Source organism: Geodermatophilus sp. SYSU D01180 (assembly GCF_054050415.1).
In genome coordinates, this window is record NZ_JBJGZH010000004.1 from 13,885 (window position 1) to 29,522 (window position 15,638).

The 15,638-nt window shown below is 76.0% G+C and carries 16 protein-coding genes; 3 read left to right on the forward strand and 13 right to left on the reverse strand.

The window, feature by feature from the left end; genetic code table 11:
• Positions 1-24 precede the first annotated feature (24 nt).
• Both ACI8AA_RS05170 and ACI8AA_RS05175 read right to left on the reverse strand, forming a co-directional pair.
• Entirely contained in the window at positions 25-363 is a 339-nt protein-coding gene (locus ACI8AA_RS05170; protein WP_073421809.1) for a P-II family nitrogen regulator, read from the reverse strand.
• On the reverse strand, positions 360-1,700 hold the full coding sequence (locus ACI8AA_RS05175) for an ammonium transporter (protein WP_457043443.1): 1,341 nt from the start codon (positions 1,698-1,700) through the stop codon (positions 360-362). Before ACI8AA_RS05175 ends, ACI8AA_RS05170 begins: the two co-directional genes overlap by 4 nt.
• Before the next feature lie 336 nt (positions 1,701-2,036).
• Between ACI8AA_RS05175 and nicT the strand changes: the two genes are divergently transcribed.
• On the forward strand, positions 2,037-3,164 hold the full coding sequence (nicT, locus tag ACI8AA_RS05180) for a Nickel transporter NicT (RefSeq protein ID WP_457043444.1): 1,128 nt from the start codon (positions 2,037-2,039) through the stop codon (positions 3,162-3,164).
• Here the strand turns inward: nicT and ftsY are convergent.
• Entirely contained in the window at positions 3,161-4,396 is a 1,236-nt protein-coding gene (ftsY, locus tag ACI8AA_RS05185; RefSeq protein ID WP_457043445.1) for a signal recognition particle-docking protein FtsY, read from the reverse strand. The two genes, nicT and ftsY, sit on opposite strands and share 4 nt — an antisense overlap.
• A 72-nt stretch (positions 4,397-4,468) precedes the next feature.
• On the opposite strand from ftsY, the gene ACI8AA_RS05190 reads away from it, so the two are divergent.
• Both ACI8AA_RS05190 and ACI8AA_RS05195 read left to right on the forward strand, forming a co-directional pair.
• On the forward strand, positions 4,469-6,184 hold the full coding sequence (locus ACI8AA_RS05190) for an alkaline phosphatase D family protein (protein ID WP_457043446.1): 1,716 nt from the start codon (positions 4,469-4,471) through the stop codon (positions 6,182-6,184).
• Between the two features lie 4 nt (positions 6,185-6,188).
• Complete coding sequence (locus ACI8AA_RS05195; protein ID WP_457043447.1) at positions 6,189-7,004, forward strand: endonuclease/exonuclease/phosphatase family protein; 816 nt, start codon at positions 6,189-6,191, stop codon at positions 7,002-7,004.
• A gap of 31 nt (positions 7,005-7,035) precedes the next feature.
• Here the strand turns inward: ACI8AA_RS05195 and smc are convergent, their stop codons facing one another.
• The 10 genes from smc to rsmD all read right to left on the reverse strand — a co-directional run bounded on the left by smc (position 7,036) and on the right by rsmD (position 15,628).
• The gene (gene smc, locus ACI8AA_RS05200) at positions 7,036-10,605 is read right to left on the reverse strand and encodes a chromosome segregation protein SMC (protein ID WP_457043448.1); all 3,570 of its coding nucleotides are present in this window, start codon (positions 10,603-10,605) and stop codon (positions 7,036-7,038) included.
• 79 nt (positions 10,606-10,684) lie between these two features.
• Complete coding sequence (locus ACI8AA_RS05205) at positions 10,685-10,876, reverse strand: hypothetical protein (protein WP_457043449.1); 192 nt, start codon at positions 10,874-10,876, stop codon at positions 10,685-10,687.
• Positions 10,877-11,028: 152 nt separating this feature from the next.
• On the reverse strand, positions 11,029-11,304 hold the full coding sequence (locus tag ACI8AA_RS05210) for an acylphosphatase (RefSeq protein ID WP_457043450.1): 276 nt from the start codon (positions 11,302-11,304) through the stop codon (positions 11,029-11,031).
• Complete coding sequence (gene mutM, locus ACI8AA_RS05215) at positions 11,301-12,176, reverse strand: bifunctional DNA-formamidopyrimidine glycosylase/DNA-(apurinic or apyrimidinic site) lyase (RefSeq protein WP_457043451.1); 876 nt, start codon at positions 12,174-12,176, stop codon at positions 11,301-11,303. Before mutM ends, ACI8AA_RS05210 begins: the two co-directional genes overlap by 4 nt.
• Positions 12,177-12,179: 3 nt before the next feature.
• Positions 12,180-12,956, reverse strand: a complete 777-nt coding sequence (gene rnc / locus ACI8AA_RS05220) for a ribonuclease III (protein ID WP_457043452.1) — start codon at positions 12,954-12,956, stop codon at positions 12,180-12,182.
• Between the two features lie 11 nt (positions 12,957-12,967).
• A complete protein-coding gene (gene rpmF / locus ACI8AA_RS05225; protein WP_089402499.1) occupies positions 12,968-13,147 on the reverse strand; it encodes a 50S ribosomal protein L32 in 180 nt (59 codons plus the stop codon).
• 2 nt (positions 13,148-13,149) lie between these two features.
• Positions 13,150-13,776 carry a YceD family protein gene (locus tag ACI8AA_RS05230; RefSeq protein WP_457043453.1) on the reverse strand — a complete coding sequence of 209 codons (627 nt, stop codon included), beginning with the start codon at positions 13,774-13,776 and terminating at the stop codon, positions 13,150-13,152.
• 126 nt (positions 13,777-13,902) lie between these two features.
• A complete protein-coding gene (locus ACI8AA_RS05235) occupies positions 13,903-14,592 on the reverse strand; it encodes a hypothetical protein (RefSeq protein WP_457043454.1) in 690 nt (229 codons plus the stop codon).
• Complete coding sequence (coaD, locus tag ACI8AA_RS05240; protein ID WP_457043455.1) at positions 14,589-15,077, reverse strand: pantetheine-phosphate adenylyltransferase; 489 nt, start codon at positions 15,075-15,077, stop codon at positions 14,589-14,591. Before coaD ends, ACI8AA_RS05235 begins: the two co-directional genes overlap by 4 nt.
• Positions 15,074-15,628 carry a 16S rRNA (guanine(966)-N(2))-methyltransferase RsmD gene (gene rsmD, locus ACI8AA_RS05245; RefSeq protein WP_457043456.1) on the reverse strand — a complete coding sequence of 185 codons (555 nt, stop codon included), beginning with the start codon at positions 15,626-15,628 and terminating at the stop codon, positions 15,074-15,076. The genes coaD and rsmD overlap by 4 nt, the downstream gene beginning before the upstream one ends.
• Positions 15,629-15,638 lie beyond the last annotated feature (10 nt).

A 15,638-nucleotide genomic window follows, 5' to 3' on the forward strand; every position in this document is an offset into this window, starting at 1 on the left:
GACGGGCTCCGGGCAGGGCCCCGGCTAGAGCGCGTCCTCGCCGCGCTCGCCGGTCCGGACCCGCACGATCTCGTCGATCGTGGTGACCCAGACCTTGCCGTCGCCGATCTGGCCGGTGGAGGCGGACTCGACGACGGCGTCCACCACGCGGGCGGCCTCGATCTCGCCGACGACGACCTCGATGCGGACCTTCGGGACGAAGTCCACCTGGTACTCGGCGCCGCGGTAGACCTCGGTGTGGCCGCGCTGGCGGCCGAAGCCCTGGACCTCGCTGACGGTGAGCCCGGTGATCCCGATCAGCTCGAGGGCGTTCTTCACGTCGTCGAGCTTGAACGGCTTGATGATGGCGGTGACGAGCTTCATGCCCGGACCCCTTCCGTGGTCTTCGGGGTGGTGGCCTGGTGGAGGGCGGATCCACTGCCGCCCCCGAGGCTGGTGAAGTCGTACCCGGACTCGGCGTGGACGACGGTGTCGATCCCGGCGACCTCGTCCTCCTCGCTGATCCGGAAGCCCATGACGGCCTTGACGACCGTGGCGATCACGAGCGTCAGGACGAAGGAGAACACGAGCACCGCGACGGCACCGACGGCCTGCCGCCAGAGCTGGTCGACACCGCCACCGTAGAAGAGCCCGTCGACCCCGGCCGGCGCGTCGGCGGTGGCGAAGAACCCGACGGCGAGGGTGCCCCAGAGGCCGCCGACCAGGTGGACGCCGACGACGTCGAGCGAGTCGTCGTAGCCGAGGCGGTACTTCAGCCCGACGGCGAGGGCGCACAGCGCACCGGCGACGAGGCCCACGACGATGCTGCCGACCGGTGAGAGCGACGAGCAGGCCGGGGTGATGGCGACCAGACCGGCGACGGCCCCGGAGGCCGCGCCCAGCGACGTGGCGTGCCCGTCGCGGACCTTCTCCGTGGCGAGCCAGCCCAGGATCGCGGCGCCGGTGGCGGCGAGGGTGTTGACCCAGACGACGGCGGCGGTGTTGTTGGCCGCGAGCGCGGAGCCGGCGTTGAAGCCGAACCAGCCGAACCACAGCAGGCCGGCGCCGAGCATGACCAGCGGCAGGTTGTGCGGGCGCATCGCCTCGCGGCCGAAGCCGCGCCGCTTGCCGAGCACCAGGGCCAGCGCCAGGCCCGCCGCGCCGGCGTTGATGTGCACCGCGGTGCCGCCGGCGAAGTCGATCGCCGCCAGGTTGTTGGCGATCCAGCCGCCGGTGTGGGTGACCACGCCGTCGTCGTCGGTGAGGGTGAAGTCGAAGACCCAGTGGGCGACCGGGAAGTAGACGACGGTGGCCCACAGGCCGGCGAAGACCATCCAGGAGCCGAACTTGGCCCGGTCGGCGATGGCGCCGGAGATCAGGGCGACGGTGATGATCGCGAAGACGGCCTGGAAGCCGACGAAGGCCATCGACGGCAGGCCGCCGGCCTCGCTCGTCGTGTCCTCCATGAGGCCCCTGAGGCCGAAGAACTCGCCCGGGTCGCCCAGCAGGCCGGCGCCGACGTCGTTCCCGAAGGCGACGGAGTAGCCGTAGAGCACCCAGAGCACGGTGATGAGCGCCAGCGCGCCGAAGCTCATCATCATCATGTTGAGCACGCTCTTCGCGCGGACCATGCCGCCGTAGAAGAGCGCGAGGCCCGGCGTCATCAACAGCACGAGAGCCGCGCTGGTGAGGATCCAGGCGGTGTCGCCGGTGTTGACCACGGCAACCTCCTGAAGTGGGTCGTGGGCCGTCGGCCGCAACGAGGGAGAGGGCCCCGGCGGGCCGGGGACGGGTGGGGTCGCGGTCGCCTCCGTCCCTGGCGGCGACGCGGCGTTCACGGTGCCGGGGTGTTGTTTCCGGGGGCGTCGTCGCCGCGTTTCCGGACCGTGAACTCCGCGCCGCGTGTCCCGGGGTCGTGTGACGGCCGTGTTGCGGGCACGTCCGGGCGTGGCGACGGCCACACGCGGGGTCCGCCTGCGAGGCATGTGCAGTTGCAAACCGTGTGCAATAAGGTCGGCGCGTCCGTCCGCCGCCCCCCGCTGGAGGAACCCGTGTCCGTGCCCGCCCGAGCCGTGCCCGCCCCGCTCGGGGCACCGCGCTCGCCCGCCGGGGTGCGCGGGGGCTTCTCCCCCCGCGAGTGGCGGTCCATCGGCGGGATGGCGGCGTTCGTGCTCCTGCTGCACGTCGTCGGCTGGGGCGTCCTCGTCCTCGCCGTGGCGCCGCAGGAGTACCAGCTGGGCAGCACCGGCGTGCTCGGCGTCGGCGTGGGCCTGACCGCCTACATGCTCGGCGTCCGGCACGCCTTCGACGCCGACCACATCGCCTCGATCGACAACACCACCCGGAAGCTGGTCGAGGACGGCCGCCCGTCGGTGAGCACCGGCTTCTGGTTCTCCCTCGGGCACTCGTCGGTGGTCTTCGTCGCGAGCCTGTTGCTGGTGGCCGGGGTGCGCTCGGTGGCCGGGGTGGTCCAGGAGGACGACAACGCCGTCGGGCAGACGCTGGCGCTGGTCGGCACGCTCGTCGCCGGCAGCTTCCTGCTGCTCATCGGCCTGATGAACCTGGGCTCGGCCGTGGGCATCGCCCGGGTGTTCCGCCGGATGCGCACCGGCGAGTACGACGAGGCCGAGCTCGAGCACCACCTGCACAACCGCGGTTTCCTCGCCCGGCTGCTGGGGCGGGTGACCCGCCGGGTCGACCGCGCCTGGCACCTCTACCCGGTCGGGCTGCTCATGGGCCTCGGGTTCGACACCGCCACCCAGGTCGCGCTGCTGGTGCTGGCGGCGGGCTCGGCGGCGTTCGTGCTGCCCTGGTACGCGATCCTCGTCCTGCCGGTCCTGTTCGCCGCCGGCATGAGCCTGTTCGACACCGCCGACGGCGTCCTGATGTCGCGCGCCTACGGCTGGGCGTTCCTCAAGCCGGTCCGCAAGGTCTTCTACAACCTGACGATCACGGTGCTGTCGGTGACCGTGGCCCTGGTGATCGGCGCCCTCGTGCTCATCGGCCTGCTGGTCGAGCGGCTGCACGTCGACGGCGGCCCGCTGGCCTGGCTGGCCTCGCTCGACCTGGAGTTCGTCGGGTTCGCGATCGTCGGGCTGTTCGCGGTGACCTGGGCGGTCGCCGCGGTGGTCTGGCGGGTCGGCCGGATCGAGCAGCGCTGGTCGGACCCGGCCGGGGCCCGCTAGTCCGCGGCGCCGACCAGGCCCTCGGCGAAGGCCTCCGGCTCGAACGGCGCGAGGTCGTCGGCGCCCTCCCCCAGGCCGATCAGCTTGACGGGGATGCCGAGCTCGCGCTGCACCGAGACGACGATGCCGCCCTTGGCGGTGCCGTCGAGCTTGGTGAGCACCACGCCGGTGACGTCGACGGCCTGGGTGAACACCCGCGCCTGCACGATGCCGTTCTGGCCCGTGGTCGCGTCGAGGACCAGCAGCGTCTCGGTGACCGGGCTCTGCTTCTCCACGACGCGCTTGATCTTGCCCAGCTCGTCCATGAGGCCGGACTTGGTGTGCAGCCGGCCGGCGGTGTCGACGACGACGGTGTCCACCTCGGCCTCGACGCCGGTGCGCACCGCCTCGAACGCCACCGACGCCGGGTCGGCGCCCTCCCGCCCGCGGACGGTGAGCACCCCCACCCGCTCGCCCCAGGTCTCGAGCTGGTCGGCGGCGGCGGCGCGGAAGGTGTCGGCGGCACCGAGGACGACGCTCCGGCCGTCCCCGACGAGCACGCGGGCGATCTTGCCGACCGTCGTCGTCTTGCCGGCGCCGTTGACCCCGACGACGAGGAGCACGCCGGGCCGGCCGCCGTGCCGGTCGGTGGCCAGGCGGCGGTCGAGGTCGGGCCCGAGGACCGCGGTCAGCTCGCGGACCAGCAGCGCGCGCAGGTCGGCGGGGGTGGCGGTGGCCAGCACCATCGACTGGGTGCGCAGCCGCTCGACGATCTGGGTGGTCGCGGCGACGCCGACGTCGGCGGCCAGCAGGGTCTCCTCGACCTCCTCCCAGTCGTCCTCGGTGAGCCGCTCGCGGGCCAGCACGGTGAGCAGGCCGCGGCCGAGCGAGGACTGCGAGCGGGCCAGCCGGGAGCGCAGCCGCACCAGCCGGCCGGCCGAGGGTGGGGGCGTCTCGAAGACGACGCCCGGCTCCGCCTCGGCCGGCGGCAGCTCGACGGCGGGCGGCGTCTCGGGTGTGACGGTGTCCGGCTCGGCCGGCGCGAGACCCTGACCGGAGGCGGTGGCCCCCGAGGGGCGGTCCTCCCGCGGCGGCGCGGGCGGCGCCGTGGGCGGGCGCGGGCGGGTGAGCGTGGTGCCGGAGGCGGCGTCCTCGTCCAGCCGGGTGGTGCGGCGACCGCGGCCCACCAGGAGGCCCACCCCGGCGACCAGGGCCACGAGGACGATCGCGATCGCGATCAGCACGAACTCCATGCCGGTCAGTCTCCCAGCTCCCGCACGGCGGGCTCTGGGCGGAACCCGGGTCGGTGGACGAGGCTGGCGGTCATGCCGCCGTCCGACGGGGATCCCCCGGCCCTGCTGCTCGGCCCGCTCCTGCGGCACGTCGACCCGGTGTCGGCGACCGTGTGGGTCGAGACCGACAGCGCGTGCACCGTCGAGGTCCTCGGGCACCGCGCGCGCACCTTCCGCGTGGGCGGGCACCACTACGCGCTCGTCGTCGTCGAGGGGCTGGCACCGGGCAGCACCACGCCCTACGAGGTGCACCTGTCGACCGACGGCACCGACGGCACGCGGGTGTGGCCCGAGGAGGGCTCGCCGTTCCCGCCGAGCCGGATCCGCACGCCGGGGCGACCCGGGCCGTTCCGGCTGGCCTTCGGCTCCTGCCGCTACGCCGCGCCGGGCACCGTCGACGTCGCCGAGGGCATCCCGCCCGACGCGCTGGACGCCTACGCCGAGCGGGTCGCGGCGCTGCCGGAGGACGAGTGGCCCGACGCGCTGGTGCTGCTCGGCGACCAGGTCTACGCCGACGAGCTGACCCCGGCGACCCGCACCTGGCTGGGCCTGCGCCGCGGCGGGCCGGTGGAGCGCGACGCCCAGGTGGGCGACCTGGAGGAGTACACCCGGCTCTACGCCGAGTCCTGGAGCGACCCGCAGGTGCGGTGGCTGCTGGCCACGATCCCGTCGTCCATGGTCTTCGACGACCACGAGATGATCGACGACTGGAACACCTCGGCGGCCTGGCGGCGCCGGGTGACCGCCACCGGCTGGTGGGCCGACCGCATCGCGGGCGGGCTGGTCAGCTACTGGGTCTACCAGCACCTGGGCAACCTCTCCCCCGCCGAGCTGGCGGCCAGCGGGACGTGGCAGGCGGTGTGCGCGCTGCCCGAGGACGCCGACGCCGAGCCGGTGCTGCGCGAGATGGCCGAGGCCGCCGACCGGGACCCGCGGTCGGTGCGCTGGAGCTACGTGCGCCACTGGGGCGAGGCGCGGCTGCTGATGGTGGACAGCCGGGCCGGGCGGGTGCTCGAGGAGCAGTCCCGCCGGATGGTCGACGACGAGGAGTTCGCCTGGATCGAGGAGCAGATGCGCGCCGCGGTCGCGGACGGCGTCGAGCACCTGCTGGTCGGCACGTCGCTGCCCTGGCTGCTCCCCCACGCGATCGACGCGATCGAGCGCTGGGACGAGGCGCTGGCAGTCCGGCACGAGGGGCGGCCGCTGGGCCGGCTGGCCGAGGCGCTGCGGCAGGCCGCCGACCTCGAGCACTGGGCCGCCTTCGGGCACTCCTTCGACCGGCTGGCCGCCGCGCTGCTGGCCGTGGCCCGCGGCGAGCACGGCCGGGCGCCGGCGACGGCGGTGGTCCTCTCCGGCGACGTCCACCACGCCTACGCCGCCGAGGTGGTCTCCCCCGGCGGCCTGGCCGGGCGGGTGCACCAGCTCACCGTCTCGCCGCTGCACAACCAGGCGCCGCACCCGATCCGGGTCGGCTTCCGCATCGGCTGGAGCCGCTGGGCGCGGCGGCTGACCGGGGTGGTCGCGCGGGCGGCCCGCGTCCGTCCCGCGTCGGTCGAGTGGGCCAAGGCGGCCGGGCCGTTCTTCGGCAACCAGGTGGGCGAGCTGGTGCTCGAGGGCCGGCGGGCGCGGTTCGTGCTGCACGTGACCGACCACCGGCCCGACGGCGAGGAGTGCCTGCAGCAGGTGCTCGACCTGCCGCTGGCCGGTCCGGTGCCCGCTGCGGCCCCGGCGGCGGAGGTGACAGGCTGACGGGGTGACCGATCCCCGTGGTCAGAAGCCGGCCCCCGGGCCCGACCAGCCGCCCATCCCCGTCCGGCTGGTCACGTTCAACACCCACCACGGCGTGGGCGACGACCGGCGGCACGACCTGCCGCGGCTGGCGAAGGTGCTCGCCGCCGCCGACGCCGACGTCGTCTGCCTGCAGGAGGTGGACCGGCACTTCGGCGAGCGCAGCGAGGACGTCGACCAGGCGCTGCTGCTGTCCCGGGCGCTGGACATGCAGCTGGCCTGGGGACCGGCGATCGACGAGGCCCGCCCCGGTGACGCGCGGCGGCGCCAGTACGGCAACGCGCTGCTGTCCCGGCTGCCGATCCTGGTCAGCGACGTCCACCCGCTGCCGGGCAGCGGCGAGCCGCGCAGCGCGCTGCGCACCCTGGTCGAGCTCGACGGCGGCGCGCTGTGGGTGACCACCACCCACCTGACGACGCGGTCGGCGGCCGAGCGGGCCGAGCAGGTGGAGTTGCTGGCGGCGCTGACCACCGAGTCGATGTCCACCGGCGTGCTGGTCGGCGACCTCAACGCCGGCCCCGACGCCCCCGAGCTCGCCGGCCTGCGCGAGCGGTTCACCGACGCCTGGGAGGTCGCCGGCGAGCGCGAGGACCAGGCGCGGTGGCGCTTCTGGCAGCGCGACGAGGGCCTCACCCACCCCGCGCGCGCCCCGCACGTGCGCATCGACCAGGTGTGGGTGACCCCGGGCATCCAGGTCGCCGGGGCGCGGGTCCTCGACGGCGCCGGCGCCTCGGACCACCTGCCGCTCGTCGTCGACCTGCTGGTCCCCTCCGGCGTCTGAGCGGCAGAAATGGCCATTTCTGCCGCACGGGTCAGGCGGAGGCGGCGTCGGCCTCGCGCAGGCGCTGGCTGATGACGCCGGTGATGCCGTCGCCGCGCATGCTCACGCCGTAGAGGGCGTCGGCGATCTCCATCGTCCGCTTCTGGTGGGTGATGACGATCAGCTGCGACGTCGCCCGCAGCTGCTCGACGAGGGTGAGCAGCCGGCCCAGGTTGACGTCGTCGAGCGCGGCCTCGACCTCGTCGAGCACGTAGAACGGCGAGGGCCGGGCCCGGAAGATCGACACCAGCAGCGCGACGGCGGTCAGCGAGCGCTCGCCGCCGGACAGCAGCGACAGCCGCTTGACCTTCTTGCCCGGCGGACGCGCCTCGATCTCCACGCCGGTGGTGAGCATGTCCTCGGGGTCGGTGAGCACCAGCCGGCCCTGCCCGCCGGGGAACAGGGTGGCGAAGACACCTTCGAACTCGCGGGCGACGTCGGCGAACGCGGACGCGAACACGTCGTGGATGCGCCCGTCGACCTCGCGGACGACGGTCAGCAGGTCCCTGCGGGTGGCCTTGAGGTCCTCGAGCTGGGTGGCGAGGAAGGTGTGCCGCTCCTCGAGCGCGGCGAACTCCTCCAGCGCCAGCGGGTTGACCTTGCCGAGGGTGGTGAGGTCCCGCTCGGCGCGGGCCGCCCGGCGCTCCTGGGTGGCGCGGTCGTAGGGCACCGCGGGCGGCTCGGGCTCCCCGGCGGCCTCGGCGGCGACCTGCGCCGGGGTCGGCGGAACCGGCGCGGCGGGCCCGTACTCGGCGACCAGCGTGGGCAGGTCGACGCCGAACTCCTCGGCGGCGCGCTCCTCCAGCGCCTCGATGCGCAGCCGCTGCTCGGCGCGGGCGACCTCGTCGCGGTGCACCTCGTCGGTGAGCCGCTCCAGCTCGGCGGTCGCCGCGCGGACGCGGGTGCGGACCTCGAGCAGCTCGGCCTCGCGGGCGGTGCGCTGCCGGGCCAGCTCGTCGCGCTCGGCGGCGGCGCGGGTCAGCGAGCCGGCCAGCGCGGTGAGGGCCTCCTCGGCGCCGGCGCGCACCCGGGCGGCGACCTCGGCGCCGCGGCGGCGGGCCAGCCGGGCGGCCGCGGCGCGCTCGCGGGCGGCCCGCTCCTGCCGGGCCTGGCGGCGCAGCGCGTCGGCGCGGCCGGACAGGGCGCGGGCCCGCTCCTCCGCCGTCCGCACGGCCAGCCGGGCCTCGGTCTCGGCCTGCCGGGCCGCGGCCACCTCCAGGCGCAGCCGGTCGCGCTGCTCGGCCGACGGCTCCTCCTCGACCGGCGCCGCCTCCGCGTCGGCGAGCCGGGCCTCGAGCTCGGCGAGGCCGGCCTGCGACTCCTCGAGCGCGCGCTCGGCGCGGCGCCGGGCGGCGTCCGAGCGCTCGGCCTCGGCGGCCGCCGACCGGGCCGCCGCACCCAGCTCGGCGAGCTCCGCAGCCAGCTTCGAGCGGCTGCGGTCGGCGGCCTGGCGGGCGGCCAGCGCGGTGTCGACGTCGGCCGACCGGGCGCGGGCGGTCTCACGCGCGGCGGCCAGCCGGTCGGCGAGGTCGGCGGCGCGGTCGCTGGCGGCGGCGAGCTCGCGCTCGGCCTCGTCGACGCGGGCGCGCACCTCCAGGCCCGAGGGGGCGTTGGTCGCGCCGCCGGTGGCGGCGTCGGCGCCCACGAGGTCGCCGTCGGCGGTGACCGCACGCACCCGCGGGTGCGTGGCGACCAGCGCGCGGGCGGCGTCGAGGGTGGGGACGACGGCGACCCGGTCCAGCGCGCGGGCCAGGGCGGGGTGCAGCTCCGCGGGCGCCTCGACGAGGTCCAGCGCCCAGGCCAGGCCCTCGGGCAGCGCCGGCCAGCCCTCGCGCGGCAGCGGCGGCGGGCCGCCGGTGACCAGCAGCCCGGCGCGGCCGGCGTCGGTGTCGCGCAGCTGCGCGAGCACGGCGGTCGCCTCGGCCACCCCGGTCACGACGACGGCCTCGGCCAGCCCGCCCAGCGCGGCGGCCAGCGGCACCTCCGCGCCGGGCGCCACGGTGATCCGCTCGGGAACCGGCCCGACGACGCCGGGCAGGCCCGAGGCGAGGACGGCGGCCGCGCCGTCGGCGGGGGCCAGGCCCAGGGCGAGCGCGTCGCGGCGGGCGGCCCAGGAGGCGCGGTCGCGCTCGGCGGCCCGCTCGGCGTCGGCGAGCTCGGTGACGGTGCGCGCCGCGGCGGTGTGCGCGGCGACGGCGTCGGTGTGCGCCGTCACCAGCGCGACGTCCTCGTCGTCGGCGTCGGCGACACCGGCCCGCCGCTCGGCCAGCCGCGCCCCGGCGGCCTCGGCGCGCGCGGCCGCCTCGGCGGCGGCCTGCGCCAGCCGCTCCACCTCGGCCTGCCCCGCCGCGGCGCGGGAGCGCCCGGCGGCGACCTTCCCCGACAGCCGGGCCAGCCCCTCGCGGCGGTCGGCGAGCGCGCGGGTGGCGGCCACCCAGGCGCGCTCCTCGGCGGCCAGCGCCTCGTCCAGCTCGGCGCGGGCGGCGACGGCGGTGGCGAGCCGGCCGCGCTCGGCCTCCAGCCCGGCGGCGAGCTCGGCCTCGGTCGCGGCGACCCGGTCGGCCTCGGCCTCCAGCTGCTCGGGGTCGCGGCCGCCGGTGGCCGCGGGCCCGGCGGCGGACAGGTGGCGGTGCCGCTCGGCGGCCAGCTGGGCGACGCCGCGGAACCGCTCACCCAGCGCGGACAGCCGGTACCAGGTGTCCTGCGCGGCGCCCAGCCGGGGCGCGTCGGCGGCCAGCGCGGTCTCCAGCTCCGACTCGCGGCGGGAGACGGCGGCGTGCTCGGCCTCGACGACGGCGCGCCGCTCGCGGGCCGCGGTCTCGTCGGCGACGTCCTTGGCCAGGGCGTCGCGCAGGCCGACCAGGTCGTCGGCGAGCAGCCGCAGGCGGGCGTCGCGCAGCTCGGCCTGCACCCCGGCGGCGCGGCGGGCGACCTCGGCCTGGCGGCCCAGCGGCTTGAGCTGGCGGCGCAGCTCGGCGGTGAGGTCGGCCAGCCGGTCGAGGTTGGCCTGCATCCCGTCGAGCTTGCGGAGCGCCTTCTCCTTGCGCTTGCGGTGCTTGAGGACGCCGGCGGCCTCCTCGACGAACGCGCGGCGGTCCTCGGGCCGGCCGGACAGGACGGCGTCGAGCTGGCCCTGCCCGACGATGACGTGCATCTCGCGGCCGATGCCGGCGTCGCTGAGCAGCTCCTGCACGTCGAGCAGGCGGACCTTGTCGCCGTTGATCTCGTACTCGCTCTCGCCGGAGCGGTACATCCGGCGGGTGACCGAGACCTCGGTGTAGTCGATCGGCAGCGCGCCGTCGGCGTTGTCGATGGTGAGCGTCACCTCGGCCCGGCCCAGCGCCGGGCGGCCGGCGGTCCCGGCGAAGATGACGTCCTCCATCTTGCCGCCGCGCAGCGACTTGGCGCCCTGCTCGCCGAGGACCCAGGCGATGGCGTCGACGACGTTGGACTTGCCCGAGCCGTTGGGGCCGACGACGGCGGTGATGCCCGGCTCGAGCCGGAGCGTCGTCGGGGACGCGAAGGACTTGAAGCCCTTGAGCGTCAGGCTGGACAGGTGCACGGACTCGACAGCCTAGTCCTCCCGGGGTGAGGCGCCGGGACGGACGAGGCGGGTGGTGCTGGTGGTGTGGAGAACGCGGTTACGCCAGGGCCGGCTCGGCGTTGTCGCCGGTCAGGCTCAGCAGCTCGTGGGCGAGGGCCGCCTCCCGCTGGGCCCGCAGCTCGGTCAGCTCCTGCTCCAGGCGGCGCACCTTGGCACGCAGGACCGCGTTCTCCTCGAGTACGCGGAGCTCCGCGGGGGACACGACGGAACCGAACAGGGCCTTGGCCATGGCGGAAACGGCCTTTCCGACAGCGAGAGGGAGTGCCCGCCGCCCCGGGAAGGTCGGTCGGCGCGGGCTCGGTGTCCCCAGGGTGACAGCCCCCGACACGCAGGTCAACGCCAAGACTGGAGCGTCATCGTGTCGGGGGGATGTCGTCTTCGTCACGCGGTGGTGAAGCCGCGGACCCCCTGCACCACGCGGTCCTCCTGCACCGTCCCGGTCACCCGGCCGGGGGCGCCCGGACCGCTCAGCGCGGCGACGACGGCGCGGACGTCGTCGGCCGGTCCCTCCAGCTCGACCTCGACGCGGCCGTCGGGCAGGTTGCGCGCCGAGCCCGCCAGCCCGGTGGCCTCGGCCAGGCCGCGGACGAACCAGCGGTAGCCGACGCCCTGCACGTGGCCGGAGACCAGCACGCGCACGCGGACGGGGTCGCTCACGACCGCCTCGCGCGCGGGCGCGGCTGGCACTGCGGGCAGCTGTAGCTGGACCGGTTCATGAAGGACTCCCGGACGATCGGCGTGCCGCACCGCGGGCAGGGCCGGTCGGCCTGGCCGTAGACGGCGAGGAAGCGGGAGAAGTAGCCGCTCTGCCCGTTGACGTCGACGTACAGCGAGTCGAACGAGGTGCCGCCCTGCGCCAGCGCCTCGCCGAGCACGCTGCGCACGCCGTCGAGCAGGTCCGCGACCTGGGTGCGGGTCAGCCGGTCGGTGGGCCGCGCGCCGTGCAGGCGGGCCCGCCACAGCGCCTCGTCGGCGTAGATGTTGCCGACGCCGCCGATCAGCGTCTGGTCCAGCAGCGCGCGCTTGACCTCGGTGCGCCGGCGGCGCAGCGCGGCGCTGAAGCCGGCCTCGTCGAAGGAGGTGTCCAGCGGGTCGATCGCGATGTGCGCCAGCCGCTGCGGGATGCGCTCGCCGTCGGCGTCCTCCACCGCCAGCCCGCCGAACGTGCGCTGGTCGACGAAGCGGAGCTCGCGGCCCCCGTCGGTGAAGGTGAACCGGGCGCGCAGGTGGGTCTCGTCGGGCTGGGAGCGCTTCTCGACCAGCAGCTGCCCGCTCATGCCGAGGTGGGCGACCATCGCCCGGCCGGCGGGCGTGCCGTCGACCTCGGTGAGCGGCAGCCACAGGTACTTGCCGCGGCGGTGCGCGGCGCTGAGGGTGCGGCCGGTCAGCGCCGCGACGAAGTGGTCGGCGCCCTCGAGGTGCCGGCGGACCGCGCGCGGGTGGTGCACCTCGACGGCGGCCACGGTGCGCCCGGCGACCCAGCGCTCCAGGCCGCGCCGGACCACCTCGACCTCGGGCAGCTCGGGCACGGGTCAGTCCCCGGCGGCCGCGGGGGCGTCGGCGGAGACGGCGCGCCAGGCGGCCTCGGCGGCCTCCTGCTCGGCGGCCTTCTTGGTGCGCCCGGTGCCCTTGCCCCGGACGACGCCGGCCAGCGACACCGCGGCGGTGAAGGTCTTGGCGTGCGGCGGGCCCTCGTCGGTGACGTCGTAGACCGGGGCGCCCAGGCCGCGGGCGGCGCCGAGCTCCTGGAGGCTGGTCTTCCAGTCCAGGCCGGCGCCGCGGGTGGCGGACTCGACCAGCAGCGGGTCGAACAGGCGGTGCACGACGGCCGCCGCGACCTCCAGGCCCACGCCCAGGTGCACCGCGCCGATCAGCGCCTCGAGCGCGTCGGCGAGGATCGAGTCCTTCTCCCGGCCGCCGGTGGTCTCCTCGCCGCGGCCGAGCAACAGGTGCGGCCCCAGGCCGCCGTCGCCGAGCCGGCGGGCGACCCCGGCCAGCGAGGTCATGTTGACCACCGAGGCACGCAGCTTGGCCAGCCGGCCCTCGGGGAGGTCCGGCTGGCTGCGGTAGAGCTCGTCGGTGACGACGAGGCCGAGCACCGCGTCGCCGAGGAACTCCAGCCGCTCGTTGGTGGGCAGGCCGCCGTGCTCGTAGGCGTAGGAGCGGTGGGTCAGCGCCAACGCCAGCAGGCCGCCGGGCAGCTCGACGCCGAGGGCGTCGAGCAGCCAGGCGGCCGCGGAGTCGGCGTGCGCCGGTCCCGCCGGCGAGCCGCCGTCGGGGACGACCGGCGTGCGGGCGGCGCTGCCCACGTCGTGCCGGGTCAGACCGAGAGGACCTGGCGGCCGGCGTGCTGGCCGCAGTTCGGGCAGGCCTGGTGCGGCGGCTTGAGCTGGCCGCAGGCGCGGTTCGGGCAGGGGGCCAGCGTGGGGGCGCTCGCCTTCCACTGCGACCGGCGGGCGCGGGTGTTGGCGCGGGACATCTTCCGCTTCGGGACGGCCACGGTCAGTTCTCCTCAGGGTCGCCCGGACGGTCGGTGACCGCTCCGGTGGTGAAACGGCCGGCGAGGCCGGCCCAGCGGGGGTCGACCAGCTCGTGCGAGTGGTCGTCCGGCAGGTCGTCGAGGCGCTGGCCGCAGCCGGAGCACAGCCCGGCGCAGTCCTCGGAGCAGGTGGGCGAGAGCGGCAGGGCGAGGACGACGGCGTCGCGCACCATCGGCTGGAGGTCGATCCGCTCGCCCTCGACGAGGCGGACCTCGTCCTCCTCGCTGGTGGCCTCGGTGGCGCTGCCCGGGTAGGCGAACAGCTCCTGGACGTCGAGGTCGTAGGTGTCCTCGACGGGGTCCAGGCACCGGGCGCACTGGCCCTCGACCCGGACCTCGACGTCGCCGGAGACCAGCACGCCCTCCATGACCGACTCCAGCCGCAGCCGCAGGTGGACCGGCGCGCCCTGGGGGACGCCGATCATCTCCAGCCGCCAGCCCTCGGGGGCCGGGATGGTGCGGTCGAGCTCCTGCATCGAGCCCGGGCGGCGGCCGAGCTCGCGCAGTTCCACGGCCCAGGGGTCGGCAGCGGGGCGCCGGGCGTCGGGGGACGCGGCGCCGGGGCGGCGGTCGGCAGGTGCGGCAGGCATGTCGGTACTCGCGGTCGTCAGGTGGGAGGGGATCCGGCCGGGCGCGGACACCGGTGGTCGGACCAGCAACCGAGACTACCCGATCCCGGGCCGGCGCCGTCCGGGCCGCCGGGGCGTCCCTCCGGCCTAGGGCTCGCGCAGCGTCTCGCGGGCCTTCTCCACCGAGCGCAGCATCCGCTCGAGGGTGGTGCCGAAGTCGGCCAGCCGGGTGTCGACGTACTCGTCGACCTCGGCGCGCATCCGGTTGACCTCGGCGACGGTCTGCGCGCCGAGCTCGTCGGAGCGGGCGACCGCGCCGCGGTAGACCTCGGTCTCGGTGACCAGCCGCTCGTGCTCGGCCTGGGCGGCGGCGAGGATCTCGGCGTGCTGCGCCTGGGCGTCGGCGAGCACCGCCTCGTGGTGGGCCTGAGCCTCGGCGAGGAGCCGGTCGGCCTCCGTCTCGGCCCGGGTGAGCAGGTCCTCGGCCTCGGCCTGGGCGCGGGCGAGCAGCTCGTCGCGCTGCCGCCGGGCGGTGCCGAGGACCTCCTCGCGCTGGCGGCGGGCGGAGGCGACCAGCCGGTCGGCCTCCTCGCGGGTGCGGCCGGTGAGCTGCTCCGCCTCGGCCTGCGCCTGCTCGAGGATCTCGGTGCGCTGCTCGACGATCGCGCCGGCCGCGTGCACCTCCTCGGGCAGGTTCTCCCGCAGGTCGTCGAGCAGGTCGAGCACCTGGTCGCGCGGCACCATGCAGGAGCCGGACATGGGCACGCTGCGGGCGCTCTCGATGAGCCGGCTGAGCTCGTCGACGGTCTCGTAGAGCCGGTACACGACCTCGGTCACGACGCCGCCCCGTCGTCGCGCTTGGCCAGCAGCCGCTCCAGGACCGCCTTGGGCACCAGCCGGGAGACGTCGCCACCGAAGGTGGCGATCTGCTTGACCAGGCTGGAGGACAGGTGGCCGACCTGCGGCGCGGTGGGCACGAACAGCGTCTCGACGCCGGCCAGCTCGCGGTTCATCTGCGCCATCTGCAGCTCGTACTCGAAGTCGCCGACCGCCCGCAGGCCCTTGACCACCACCGGGATCCCGTGGCTGCGGCAGTAGTCGACGAGCAGGCCGCTGAAGCTGTCGACGACGACGTTGGGCAGGTCGGCCACCGCCTCGCGCAGCAGCTCCATCCGCTCGTCGACGGAGAACAGCCCGGCCTTGCCGGGGTTGACCAGGACGGCGACCACGAGCTCGTCGTACAGCGCGGCGGCCCGGGTGATGACGTCGACGTGGCCGTTGGTGACCGGGTCGAACGACCCGGGACAGACCGCTCGCCTCACGGGAGGCGACCGTACCGGAGCAACGCCTCCCCGTAGCGGCGGTCGCGGATCCCGGTCAGCGGTGTCGGCCACTCCCAGGGCTCCTCGCGGGAGGAGCGCTCGACGACGACGACCGCGTCGGGGGCGAGCCACTCCCCCGTCACCAGCGCACTCAGCACGCCGCGCACCTCCTCGGCCGGGACGGCGTAGGGCGGGTCGGCGAGCACGAGGTCGAACCGGACCGGCGGCGCGCCGCCGACGACGGTGGGCACCGACCCGGCGACCACCCGCGCGCCGGGCAGGCCGACGGCGGCGACGTTGGCACGCAGCACCGGCAGCACGCGCGGGCCGTTCTCGACGAGCACCACCTGCGCCGCGCCGCGGGACAGCGCCTCCAGCCCGAGCGCGCCGGATCCGGCGTAGAGGTCGAGGACGGCGGCGCCGTCGAGGTCGAGCAGGGTGCCCAGGCTGTTGAACAGCCCCTCGCGGGCGCGGTCGCCGGTGGGCCGCACCCCGCTGGGCGGCACCTTGAGCCGCCGCCCCCCGGCGGTGCCGGCGATCACCCGCGTCACCCGCCCGCCT

Bases quoted from the DNA above. Each gene is read 5' to 3' on its own strand.
- ACI8AA_RS05170 (WP_073421809.1), bottom strand. From the start codon at position 363: ATGAAGCTCGTCACCGCCATCATCAAGCCGTTCAAGCTCGACGACGTG.
- ACI8AA_RS05230 (WP_457043453.1), bottom strand. From the start codon at position 13,776: ATGCCTGCCGCACCTGCCGACCGCCGCCCCGGCGCCGCGTCCCCCGAC.
- ACI8AA_RS05205 (WP_457043449.1), bottom strand. From the start codon at position 10,876: ATGGCCAAGGCCCTGTTCGGTTCCGTCGTGTCCCCCGCGGAGCTCCGC.
- ftsY (WP_457043445.1), bottom strand. From the start codon at position 4,396: ATGGAGTTCGTGCTGATCGCGATCGCGATCGTCCTCGTGGCCCTGGTC.
- ACI8AA_RS05190 (WP_457043446.1), top strand. From the start codon at position 4,469: ATGCCGCCGTCCGACGGGGATCCCCCGGCCCTGCTGCTCGGCCCGCTC.